Raw genomic sequence first — 11,653 nt, 5'->3', positions numbered from 1 at the left:
GGTCAAAGACGACGTCCCTGGCCAGGGCGCAGCATGCCCCGGAGTCCTTCCCGGAGAGTCCGATGCAACTGGTCTGCCCCGCCGGCAACCTGCCGGCCCTGCGCGCGGCGATCGACGCCGGTGCCGATGCGGTCTATGCCGGTTTCCGCGACCAGACCAACGCGCGCGCCTTCCCCGGCCTGAATTTCGACGAGGGCGATCTGCGCGCAGGCGTCGCTTACGCCCACCAGCACGGCCGCAAGGTCTACCTGGCACTGAACACCTATCCGGAAACCTCCCGCCTGCGCGCCTGGCAGTCGGCCGTGGACCACGCTGCGGAGCTGGGCTGCGACGCCATCATCGCCGCCGAAATGGCCGTGCTCGACCACGCCATGCGCGAACATCCACGTCTGGCGCGGCACCTTTCCGTGCAGGGTTCGGCCACCACCGCGCCGGCCCTGCGCTATATGCACGAACGCTTCGGAATCAGCCGCGCGGTGCTGCCGCGGGTGCTGTCGCTGCAACAGGTCGAACGCCTGTGCGAAAGGTCACCGGTGCCGCTGGAGGTTTTCGCCTTCGGCAGCCTGTGCATCATGGTCGAAGGCCGCTGCCAGCTCTCGAGCTACGTCACCGGCGCGTCGCCCAATCGCCACGGCGTGTGTTCGCCGGCGCGCTTCGTGCGCTGGGAAGAACACGAAGGCGGCGACCGCGGCGTGCGGCTCAACGGCCTGCTGATGGATCGTTACGCGCCGGGCGAACCCGCGGCCTACCCGACCGTTTGCAAGGGCCGCTTCGAAGTCGGTGGCGAAACCTTCCACGCGCTCGAAGAACCCACCAGCCTCAATACGCTCGAACTGCTGCCGCAGCTGGCCAGCGCCGGCGTCGCGGCGCTGAAGATCGAAGGCCGCCAGCGCGGCGTCGCCTACGTGTCGGCGGTCACCCGCACCTGGCGCGAGGCCATCGACCGGCATCGCGCCGACCCCGGCGGCTGGAAGCTGCAGCCCGGCTGGCAGAAAGCGCTTTCGGCGCATGCCGAAGGCCACCAGACCACCCTCGGCCCCTACCACCGCGCCTGGCACTGACCCGATGAAGCTAAGCCTTGGACCCCTGCAATACTTCTGGCCGCGCGAACGCACCCTGGCCTTCTACCGCGAAGCCGCCGGCTGGCCGGTGGACGTGATCTACCTGGGCGAAACGATCTGCAGCAAGCGCCGGGAACTGGGCACGCGGGACTGGATCGCGCTGGCCGAAGAACTGGCCGCGGCCGGCAAGGAAGTCGTGCTGTCGAGCCTGGCCCTGGTCGAAGCCGAATCCGAGCTCAACGCCATCCAGCGCATGATCGCGCACGGCGGCTTCTGGATCGAAGCCAACGACCTGACGGCGGTGCAGCTATGCCGCGAACAGGGCCTGCCCTTCGTCGCCGGTCCCAGCCTGAACATCTACAACCACCGTGCGCTGGAACTCCTGGCCGAAGACGGCCTGCGCCGCTGGGTGCCCGGCGTCGAACAGGGCCTGCAGCAGGTCGACGACCTGCTGGTCGCCCACGCGGCGCAGGGCCACGCACGGCCCGAGCTGGAAGTGATCGCCTGGGGCCGGCTGCCGCTGTCTTATTCCGCGCGCTGTTTCACCGCCCGCGCGCTGGACGTGGCCAAGGACGCCTGCGGCTTCCGCTGCATCGAACATCCCGAAGGCCTGCCGCTGGCAACCCGCGAGGGCACGCCCTTCCTGCGCATCAACGGCATCCAGATCCTGGGCGAGGAAGTGACCGACCTCGGCCCGGAGTTGCCGGCCCTGCGCGCCCTGGGCGTGGGGCTGCTGCGGCTGTATCCGCAGGCCGACGCAATGGGCGAAATCGTCGAACACTTCGACCTGGCCCGGCGTTCACCGCTGGCGCCACCGCGCCGCGGCGCGGTCAATGGCTACTGGCACGGCCTGCCCGGCAAACCGGGCCTGCCGGCGAGCTGAGGGCTTCAGCCTGCGGCGCCGAACACCAGGCAGGCGTTGGTGCCGCCGAAGCCGAAGCTGTTGGACATCACCGTGCGCAGCGTCGCCTCGCGGCTTTCGCGCAGGATCGGGAAACCTTCGGTCTGCGGGTCCGGTTCGCTGATGTTGGCCGAGCCGGCCATGAACCGGTCGCGCATCATCAGCAGGCAGTAGATCGCCTCGTGCACGCTGGCCGCGCCCAGGGAATGGCCGGACAGCGCCTTGGTGGACGACAGCGGCGGCACCGCTTCGCCGAAGGCTTCGCGCACGGCCCGCAGTTCGACCAAGTCGCCCAGCGGCGTCGAGGTGCCGTGGGTGTTGAGGTAATCGATCGGGGCTTCGATGCCCTGCATCGCCATGCGCATGCAGCGCACCGCGCCTTCGCCCGAGGGCGCCACCATGTCGGCGCCGTCGGAAGTCACCCCGTAACCCAGCAGTTCGGCATGGATGCGGGCGCCGCGGGCGACGGCGTGTTCGTAGTCTTCCAGCACCAGCATGCCGCCACCGCCCGCGATGACGAAGCCGTCGCGGGTGGCGTCGTACGGGCGCGAGGATGTCGCAGGGGTGTCGTTGTGGTGCGTGGACAGCGCGCCCATCGCGTCGAACTGCAGGCTCAGCGACCAGTGCAGCTCCTCGCCGCCGCCGGCGAACATGATGTCCTGGCGGCCGGCGCGGATCAGGTCGGCGGCGGCGCCGATGCAGTGCGCCGACGTCGCGCAGGCGGCCGAAATCGAATAGCTGGCGCCGCGGATGCCGAAGGCGGTGGCCAGGTTGGCCGACACCGTCGAACCCATCGTACGCGGCACCATGTAGGGACCGACCTTGCGCACGCCGCGGTTGCGCAGCAGGTCGGCCGCTTCCACCTGCCACTGGGTGGAACCGCCGCCCGAGCCCGCGAACAGGCCGGTGCGCTCCGAGCGCACCTGCGAATCGTCCAGGCCGGCGTCGGCGATGGCGTCCTGCATGGCCACGTGCGCGAAGGCCGCGCCGTCGCCCATGAAGCGCAAGACCTTGCGGTCGATGCGCGCCGGCAGGTCGATGTCCGGCGCGCCGGACACCTGGCTGCGCAGGCCGGCTTCGGCTGCCGCCTCGTCGCGCCGGATGCCGGAAAGGCCGCTGCGCAGCGCCGCCGAAACCCGGTCAAGCTGGTTGCCCAGGCACGAGACGATGCCCATGCCCGTAATCGCGATGCGCCGCATGACTACATGCCTTCGGTGGAGGAGAACAGGCCGACCCGGAGCTCTTCGGCGGTATAGATTTCGCGGCCGTCCACGAGCGTGCGGCCGTCGGCGATCACCATTTTCAGGCGACCGCGCACGACGCGCCGGATGTCGATCTCGTAGGTCACCAGCTTCGCGGTCGGCAGCACCTGGCCGGTGAACTTCACCTGGCCCACGCCCAGCGCACGGCCGCGGCCCGGCTCGCCCAGCCAGGGCAGGTAGAAGCCGGCCAGCTGCCACATGGCGTCAAGGCCCAGGCAGCCCGGCATCACCGGGTCGTCGGTGAAATGGCAGGCGAAGAACCACAGGTCCGGGCGGATGTCGAGCTCGGCGCGGATGTAACCCTTGCCGTGCTTGCCGCCGGTTTCGCTGATTTCGGTGATGCGGTCGAACATCAGCATCGGGTCGGACGGCAGGCGCGCGCCGCCGGGGCCAAACATGGCGCCGCTGGCGCACTCCAGGAGCTGGCTGCGATCGAAGGATTGGGGCACGTTCATGGGGGAGCGATCAGGGGGAAAGTGCAAAACATTCAGCGACCAATGTGCGGCATGACCTGCCGGGTATCAAGCAGTTTCGCCGTACGCCGGCGTTTCGATGCCCTGGCGTATGTTGCCGGCCGACGCCGAATCGACCCGGTAATGCGCGCCCAGCGAGCGTTTCCGGGCCATCGCCGGCGCCAGCAGCGCAAGCGCCAGCCGACCCTGCCAGCGGCCGGCCATGGCCGGGTCGGCGGTGATGGCGGCCATGGCCGCGGCCAGTGATTCCCCGCTGCGCAGCGGCCCGAGCGCGGCCGTGAGGTGCATGGCGAGCCGCTCGCGCGACTCACCATCGGCGTCGGGACCGGCGTCCACCCAGCGCAGGACCGGCGCAGCCCGTTTGCCCTGGGATCGCAGGCGCGCACCGAGCAAGCGTCCGCACACCAGGCCTTCGAGCAAGGAATTGCTGGCCAGGCGATTGGCGCCGTGCACGCCGCTGCAGGCGACTTCGCCGACCGCGTGCAGTCCGGCGAGGCTGCTTTCGCCCTTCGGATCCACGGCGACGCCGCCCATGTGGAAATGAACCGCCGGCGTGACCGGTATGCGGTCGCTGCGCGGATCGATGCCGTGTTGCGCGCAAAGCGAAAGTACGGACGGGAACTGCCGCCACGCAGCTTCGTCAAGTCTCCGGGCGTCAAGCCAGGCCTGCCCGCCGGCACGACGATGGCGCCATAGCCGGCGCGCAACCACGTCCCGGGGCGCAAGGTCGGCCAGCGGGTGCGTGCCCTGCATGAGCGGCACGCCCTGTTCGTCGACCAGCCTGGCGCCGGCGCCGCGCAGGGCCTCGGTAACCAGCGGCAGGTGCCGGCCCGACGGCGAAGCGAACGCCGTCGGATGCCACTGGATGAACTCCAGGTCGCGCCCCTCAGCGCCCGCCGCCAGGGCGAGGGCCAGTCCGGACCCGTCGGCACCCTCGGGATTGGTGGTGGCGCTGAACAGCGCGCCGATGCCACCCGTGGCCAGCACCAGGTCGGCGGCGGCGAGCTGAGCGGACCGGCCCGCGACATCGCACACACGCACGCCGGCGACGCGCCCGTCTGCCGCCAGGCCGATGGCCTGCAGCGTTTTCCCCGCCAGCCAGTGCACGTGCGGCGCGTTCGCCGCTGCCGCGGCCAGCACCTGCATCACCGCATGCCCGGTGGCATCGCCGCCGGCGTGCACGATGCGTGCACGGTCATGGCCGCCTTCGCGGCCAAGCGAAAGCTGGCCGTCGCCGGCGCGGTCGAATTGCACGCCCAGCGACCCCAGCCACTGCACGGCTTCGGGCGCCGCCTGCGCCAGGTCCAGCACGGCGCCAACGTGGTTGTGGCAGGCGCCGGCCACCAGGGTGTCGGCGGCATGGAAAACGGCGTCGTCGCCCGGACCCACCGCGGCGGCGATACCACCCTGGGCCATGGCGCTGGCCGTACCGGTGGTGCCCCGGCTTCGACTGACCAGCACGACCGGCCGCGGCGCGGCGGCCAGCGCCACGCACAGCCCGGCGATGCCGCCACCCACGACCACCAGCGGCGACGGGTTGGTGGTCAGATGCGTTCGCCGCGCCCCACCGCCAGCATGCGTTCGAGCGCGCGACGCGCCCGGATCGCCACGTCTTCGGGCACCGTGACTTCGGGGACCAGGTCGCGCAGGCAGGCGTGGATGTTGGGCAGGGTGATGCGTTTCATGTGCGGGCACAGGTTGCAGGGCTTGATGAACTCCGTGGCCGGGAAGCGCAGGCGCAGGTTGTCGGCCATCGAACATTCGGTGATCAGGGCCACGCGTTCGGGTTGCTCGCGTTCGAGCCAGGCGCCCATGGCGCTGGTGGAGCCGACGAAGTCGGCCTCGGCCAGCACTTCGGGCGGACACTCCGGATGTGCCACCAGGCGGGCGTCGAATCGTTCGCGCGCATGCCGCGCCTGGGCCGCGGTGAAGGTTTCATGTACTTCGCAACGGCCGTCCCAAAGCACCAGCTGCACGTCGGTCTGGCTGGCCACGTGCGCACCGAGATAGCGGTCAGGCAGGAAGATCACCTTGTCCGCGCCCATCGCCTCGACCACCTGCACGGCATTGGCGGAGGTGCAGCAGGCGTCGGACTCGGCCTTCACGTCGGCGCTGGTGTTGACGTAGGTCACCACCGGCGCGCCCGGGTGGCGCGCTCGCAGCATGCGCACGTCGGCGGCGGTGATCGAGTCGGCCAGCGAACACCCGGCCAGGGCGTCGGGAATGAGCACCTTCACGTGTGGCGCCAGGATCTTGGCCGTCTCGGCCATGAAGTGCACGCCGCACAGCACCACCACCCCGGCATCGCAGTCGGCCGCGGCCTGAGCCAGCGCCAGCGAATCGCCGGTGACGTCGGCGACGCCGTGGAAGATCTCCGGCGACTGGTAGCTGTGCGCCATGACCACGGCGCCGCGCTCGCGCTTGAGCGCCTGGATCGCATCGATCCACGGCAGGTGCATCGGCACTTCGAGGCAAGGCAACAGGCGTTCGAGCTTGTCGGCAAGCCCGGCGTATTCGGTCAGCAGTTCGTCGCGCCACGCCGGTTTCATGCCGGGTCCCCTTGCCAGGCCTCGCGGGCGGCGCGGGCGGCGCGGGCACCCCGGTTGAGCAGTATGCGCACCCCCAGCGGCACCGACTCCCAGGGCAGGCGGTCGAGCAGGTTGCGCGCGGTCAGGCCCAGCTCGGTATCGCCGGTGACTTCAAGCCGGCGCTGGAAGAACAGCGTGTCGGCATCTTCCAGGCGACTGGCCAGCAACAGCAGGTCGGTGGCGCTGCCGCGCACGCTGGCGTCGGACTGCGCATCGACGGCGCGCAGGCGAGTGCCGTCGAGTTCAAGCACCCAGGCCAGGCCGAGGTCGCTGACTTCGATGCCCAGCCGTCGTCCCTGCATGAAGTCCAGGTCGCCGGCACCGATGGGCCGGGCCAGCAGGTGGCCCACGGCCTGTTCCAGCGCCTGCCGCTGCCAGGGCGCGGGCACCAGCCGCAGCAAGGGCGCCCAGCGCCGCGGTGGCGGGAACCAGCGCAGGGGGGAAGGGGAAACGGATGCGGTCATGGTCCCTCCGGACTCGGGGTCCTGCAGGCGGCAGGCATCGGCGATCAGAAGTTCCAGCTGGCTCCGGGCCAGGCCAGGCGGCAGGCCCAGTCGGCGGGCAAGGCCATGCCCGCGTGCCAGCACCTGGTCCTCGCGGGCCGGGTCGCGCACCGGCAAGCCGGCGCGGCGTTTGGCCGCGGCCAGTCCGGCCACCAGGCGTCGCCGGCCCGCCATCATCAGCAACATCGCGTCGTCGAGCCCGTCGACACCGCGTCGCAGCAGGCTCACGGCCAGGGGAATGTGGGTCATGGCGCGCATTGCAGCGCCCGTGCGGGCGCCGCGCCCTGACCTCGGTCAACCCGGGGCGATTGCGACTAGAAGTCGACCACCACGCCCAGGCTCCCGCCCCGGCCCGGGCGGGAATAAAAAGCCACGTCGTCGGCGGTGGCCGGCAGCCCGCGCAGGGACGACCAGTCCCAGGCGGTGCGGTCGGTGAGGTTGAACAGCGACAGGTTCAGGCGCACGTGTTCACCCAGCGAAGCCCAGGCGTGCAGGTCCCAGTTGGCGTAACCCGGCGGCAGGAACAGCGGCCCCGCACCTTGATCGGCACGCGAGACCCGCTTCACGCCGGTCAGGCGCAGCTCCGAACCCCAGCGGCCATCGGCCGACTCGAAGCCGGCGCCCAGGCTGGCGCGCGGCGGCGGCACCGAGTTGAGCGGCCGGTCGCGCGAGGTGTCGTCGCCTTCGGCCCAGGAAGCCACGGCGTCGAGGTACCAGCCGCTGGCGCCTTCGGACAGCGACTCCAGCCACCAGCGCCCTTCCAGTTCGACGCCGCGGATGCGGGCGCGGTCGCGATTGACCGACTGGAACACCAGCTGGCCGCTGGCATTGCGGCCCAGGTTGGCGCGCGATTCGATCAGGTCGCGGTAGCGGTTCTCGTAAAGCGCCAGCGTGCCGACCAGGAATTCGCCGTTCCAGCGCAGGCCAAGCTCCAGGCCTTCGCTGCGCTCGGGCTCGAGGTCCGGGTTCGGCAGCGCGATGTAGTTGAAGGTCGGCAGGTTCAGGCCGATGTTGACGTCGCTGAAAGGCGGCGCCCGGAAGCCCCGCGTGTACTGCACGTACAGGCCCAGCGGGCCGCGGTTGAAGCGCAGGCCCAGCTTGGGCGTCAGCTGGTCGTTGTCCAGCGAAGACGGCACCACGCCCGGATTGTCTTCCGACCACATCGCATCGGGCCGGGCGCGCAGGCGGTAGCTTTCCCAGCGCAGCCCGGGCACCAGCGCCCAGTTTTCACCGAAGCGGATTTCGTCCTGCCAGAACACCCCGATTTCGTCGGCGCGGCTGTCGGGGAAGTCGCGCAGCGGGAATACTTCGCCGATGATCACGTTGCTCGACGCACCGGTGTCGAGGTTGGTTTCGATGCCGTCGCGGTAGCCGCTGTAGTCGTGCCGCGCCAGGTCGATGCCGAACACCTGCCAGTGCTGCAGGCCAAGCCATTCACCGCGCCACTGCGCGTTGAGCTCCAGGCCCGTGCTTTCCTGGCCGAACACGAAGCGGCGCTCGCGCCGCGACAGGAAGGGCGTGGCCCGGTCAGCCAGGCGGAACTGGTCGCTGAACTGGTCGGTGCTGCTGTCCTGGCGGTAGGCCAGCAGGCGCACGGGCCCCAGCGGGCCGACCTGACCCCATTCGGCGCCAAGGCTGGCGCGAAGGCGTTCGTAACGGTCATCACCAGCCAGCGCATACGTGGTGGCGAACCGGCCGGGACCAAAAAGCTGGGACTGCACGTCGGTGGTGCGCCGGCCTTCGGCGCGTTCGACGATGGCGCTCCAGCGGCCGGCGGCACCGGCGTCGAGGCTGAAGCGGGCCAGCGCGCTGTCGTTGCGGAAGTCGGCGGGATTGGCGGCATGGGCCGGGTCGTGTGCGCCGTTTTTCATCTGCTCGCCTTCGCGCCGCCCCAGCGCCACCAGCGCGGACAGGCGCTGGTCGTCGCTGCGCGCGACCAGGCGTCCCGACAGCCAGCGCGACTGGTCACGGCTGCCGGCACCGGCGCGCGCCAGGCCCTGCCACGGGTCCTCGTCGTCCGACCAGCCGGCTTCGGCCGGGTCCGGCGTCCAGTAGGCCACCACGCCGGCCAGCGCCTTGCTGCCGTGCAGGGTCGAGGCCGGGCCGCGCAGCACTTCGACGCGATCAACGATGCCCAGCTCGACCAGGTCGCGCCCGGCCAGCGCGAACTGGCCCACGCCGAAGCCATCGGGCAGCGGCACGCCGTCGAGTTCCACGCCGACGCGATTGCCTTCCAGCCCGCGCACGTTGAAGCCCTGCGCTCCGAAACGATTTGCATCCGTGCCGACGTCCACGCCCGGCAGCAGCCGCGCCAGGTCTTCGATGCCCTGCACGCCGCGGCGCTCCATGGCCTCGCGATCGATCCGGCTGACCGCGCCCACCACCTGCTTCACGGGTTCGGCGCTGCGGCTGCCGACCACCACCACGGCGTCGAGCGTGCGCAGCGTGTCGTCTTCGGCGGCAGGCGACAGGGCCGCCGCGAGGGCAAGTGCGAGGGGCGCGAGGGACATCTTCTTCACCTGTACGAATCGATGGCGCACCGTACGACAGCCCGTGGCCGCCGGGAATTGACCCTCGTCAATCCCGCGGCCGCCGGGCCGCGGAAACTTCGTGGCGCTTGATGCAGGTCAGGGGAGACCCGCCGGGCCAGGACCAAGCTTGACCCGACGGCGGGGTACCGCCGAGCAACGCCAAATCCACCTACGGGGATCCAGCATGAAACGCACACTCATAAGCACTGCCCTGGCGATCGCGCTTGGCGCCGGCGCCAGCTTCGCGTTCGCGGCCGAAAGTGATGTGGTCAACGAACGCGCTCCCAAGACCGAAGACCAGGCCGGCGAAGCCGCCTACCTGGCCCATTGCGCGGCCTGCCACCAGCCCACCGGTGCCGGCCTGGCCGGCGCGTTCCCGCCGCTGAAGGATTCGGACTGGATAAAGAAGGATCCGCAGGCCGCCCTGCAGGCGGTCCTGGCCGGACTGAGCGGCAAGATCACCGTCAACGGCAATGACTACAACGCGGTCATGCCGGCCATGAGCCACCTGGCCGATGCCGACATCGCCGCCCTGCTCAACCACGTGATGGACGACCTCAACGACCTCGACACCCGCTTCACCGCGGACCAGGTCGCCGCGGCGCGCAAGGACATCGCCGGTGCGTCCGACCCCGCCCAGGGCGAGGCCCACCCGGGCACCTCCCAGGCCGAGGCGGCCTACAAGGGCGCGCCGTCCTCCATGGCCGCCGGCGACATGAAGATGGTGCGCAGCCCCGGTGCCCCGGACATGACCGAAGAAGAGTTCGCCCAGGCGACCGACATCTTCTTCCAGCGCTGCGCTGGCTGCCACGGCGTGCTGCGCAAGGGCGCCACCGGCAAGCCGCTTACCCCCGACCTGACCCAGGCCAAGGGCACCGACTACCTCAAGGCGCTGATCAACTTCGGCTCCCCGGGCGGCATGCCCAACTTCGGCACCGGCGGCGAGCTGACCATCGACCAGGTGGACCTGATGGCCCGCTTCCTGCAGCACACCCCGCCCAACCCGCCGGAATGGGGCATGACCGAGATGCGCGAAAGCTGGAAGGTGCTGGTGCCGGTCGAGGACCGCCCGACCCGGAAGATGAACAAGTACAACCTCGAGAACGTGTTCTCGGTGACCCTGCGCGACTCGGGCGAAATCGCCCTGATCGACGGCGACACCAAGGAAATCATCAACATCATCAAGACCGGCTACGCCGTGCACATCTCGCGCGTCTCGCATTCGGGCCGCTACGTGTACACGATCGGCCGCGACGGCAAGATCGACCTGATCGACATGTGGATGGCCAAGCCCGAGCGCGTGGCCGAGATCAAGATCGGCCTCGAGGCGCGTTCGGTCGAAACCTCCAAGTACAAGGGTTTCGAGGACAAGCTGGCGATCGCCGGCGCCTACTGGCCGCCGCAGTTCGTGATCATGGACGGCCCGAGCCTGGAGCCGATGAAGATCGTCTCGACCCGCGGCATGACGGTGGACACGCAGGAATACCATCCGGAACCGCGCGTGGCGGCGATCGTGGGCAGCCACCAGCACCCGGAGTTCATCGTCAACGTCAAGGAAACCGGCCGCATCCTGCTGGTCGACTACAGCGACATCGACAACCTCAGGATCACCACGCTCGACGCGGCGCGCTTCCTGCACGACGGCGGCTGGGACGTGACCAAGCGCTACTTCCTCACCGCGGCCAACCAGAGCGACAAGATCGCGGTGGTGGACTCGAAGGAACAGCGCATGGTCGGCCTGATCGACGTCGACAAGATCCCGCACCCGGGCCGCGGCGCGAACTTCGTGCATCCCGAGTTCGGACCGGTCTGGGGCACGTCGGCGCTGGGCAACGACAAGATCACGCTGATCGGCACGGATCCGGAGAAGCACGCGGACAATGCCTGGAAGGTGGTCGAGGTGCTGCACGGCCAGGGCGGCGGTTCGCTGTTCATCAAGACGCACCCGAAGTCGCGCAACCTGTGGGTGGACACGCCGCTCAATCCCGACGAGAAAGTGGCGCAGTCGGTGGCGGTGTTCAACATCGACGACCTCGACGCCGGCTACGAGGTGCTGCCGATCGCGGAGTGGGCGAACCTGGGCGAAGGCCCCAAGCGCGTGGTCCAGCCCGAATACAATGCGGCCGGCGACGAAGTCTGGTTCTCGGTCTGGAACGGCAAGGACCAGCGTTCGGCCCTGGTGGTCGTCGACGACAAGACCCGCAAGCTCAAGGCGGTCCTTGACGACGCCCGCCTGGTCACGCCGACCGGCAAGTTCAACATCAACAACACGGTCAACGACGTCTACTGATCGTCGGTTCTTCGCTCCACCCCGGGGCCCTGCATCGCAGGGCC

Annotated in this window: 9 protein-coding genes; 3 read left to right on the top strand and 6 right to left on the bottom strand. The window is 69.9% G+C overall.

The window, feature by feature from the left end; translation table 11 throughout:
• Positions 1 to 62: 62 nt before the first annotated feature.
• Together ubiU and IEX13_RS01700 are read left to right on the top strand one after the other, a co-directional pair.
• On the top strand, positions 63 to 1,061 hold the full coding sequence (gene ubiU / locus IEX13_RS01705) for a ubiquinone anaerobic biosynthesis protein UbiU (RefSeq protein WP_188660497.1): 999 nt from the start codon (positions 63 to 65) through the stop codon (positions 1,059 to 1,061).
• A gap of 4 nt (positions 1,062 to 1,065) precedes the next feature.
• Complete coding sequence (locus IEX13_RS01700) at positions 1,066 to 1,944, top strand: U32 family peptidase (RefSeq protein ID WP_188660495.1); 879 nt, start codon at positions 1,066 to 1,068, stop codon at positions 1,942 to 1,944.
• Positions 1,945 to 1,949: 5 nt separating this feature from the next.
• On the opposite strand, the gene fabB is transcribed toward IEX13_RS01700, so the two are convergent.
• The 6 genes from fabB to IEX13_RS01670 all read right to left on the bottom strand — a co-directional run bounded on the left by fabB (position 1,950) and on the right by IEX13_RS01670 (position 9,298).
• On the bottom strand, positions 1,950 to 3,161 hold the full coding sequence (gene fabB / locus IEX13_RS01695) for a beta-ketoacyl-ACP synthase I (protein ID WP_188660492.1): 1,212 nt from the start codon (positions 3,159 to 3,161) through the stop codon (positions 1,950 to 1,952).
• Between the two features lie 2 nt (positions 3,162 to 3,163).
• Positions 3,164 to 3,679 carry a 3-hydroxyacyl-[acyl-carrier-protein] dehydratase FabA gene (gene fabA, locus IEX13_RS01690; RefSeq protein ID WP_188660488.1) on the bottom strand — a complete coding sequence of 172 codons (516 nt, stop codon included), beginning with the start codon at positions 3,677 to 3,679 and terminating at the stop codon, positions 3,164 to 3,166.
• A 66-nt stretch (positions 3,680 to 3,745) separates the two neighbouring features.
• Positions 3,746 to 5,215 (bottom strand): L-aspartate oxidase, encoded by a 1,470-nt coding sequence (locus tag IEX13_RS01685; protein WP_229668416.1) that lies wholly within the window; start codon positions 5,213 to 5,215, stop codon positions 3,746 to 3,748.
• A gap of 26 nt (positions 5,216 to 5,241) precedes the next feature.
• Positions 5,242 to 6,246, bottom strand: a complete 1,005-nt coding sequence (gene nadA / locus IEX13_RS01680) for a quinolinate synthase NadA (protein ID WP_188660486.1) — start codon at positions 6,244 to 6,246, stop codon at positions 5,242 to 5,244.
• Positions 6,243 to 7,037, bottom strand: a complete 795-nt coding sequence (gene ubiT, locus IEX13_RS01675) for a ubiquinone anaerobic biosynthesis accessory factor UbiT (RefSeq protein ID WP_188660483.1) — start codon at positions 7,035 to 7,037, stop codon at positions 6,243 to 6,245. Before ubiT ends, nadA begins: the two co-directional genes overlap by 4 nt.
• A 65-nt stretch (positions 7,038 to 7,102) precedes the next feature.
• Positions 7,103 to 9,298: a TonB-dependent receptor domain-containing protein gene (locus IEX13_RS01670; RefSeq protein WP_188660481.1), complete on the bottom strand. Its 2,196-nt coding sequence runs from the start codon at positions 9,296 to 9,298 to the stop codon at positions 7,103 to 7,105.
• A 205-nt stretch (positions 9,299 to 9,503) separates the two neighbouring features.
• Here IEX13_RS01670 and IEX13_RS01665 point away from each other — a divergent pair, with 205 nt between their 5' ends.
• Complete coding sequence (locus IEX13_RS01665; RefSeq protein ID WP_188660479.1) at positions 9,504 to 11,609, top strand: cytochrome D1 domain-containing protein; 2,106 nt, start codon at positions 9,504 to 9,506, stop codon at positions 11,607 to 11,609.
• Positions 11,610 to 11,653: the final 44 nt, after the last annotated feature.

The sequence above is a fragment of the Arenimonas soli genome (assembly GCF_014643775.1).
GTDB lineage: Bacteria > Pseudomonadota > Gammaproteobacteria > Xanthomonadales > Xanthomonadaceae > Arenimonas > Arenimonas soli.
The sequence above is the reverse complement of the archived record's forward strand: the minus strand, read 5'-3'. Positions and strand labels throughout refer to the sequence as shown.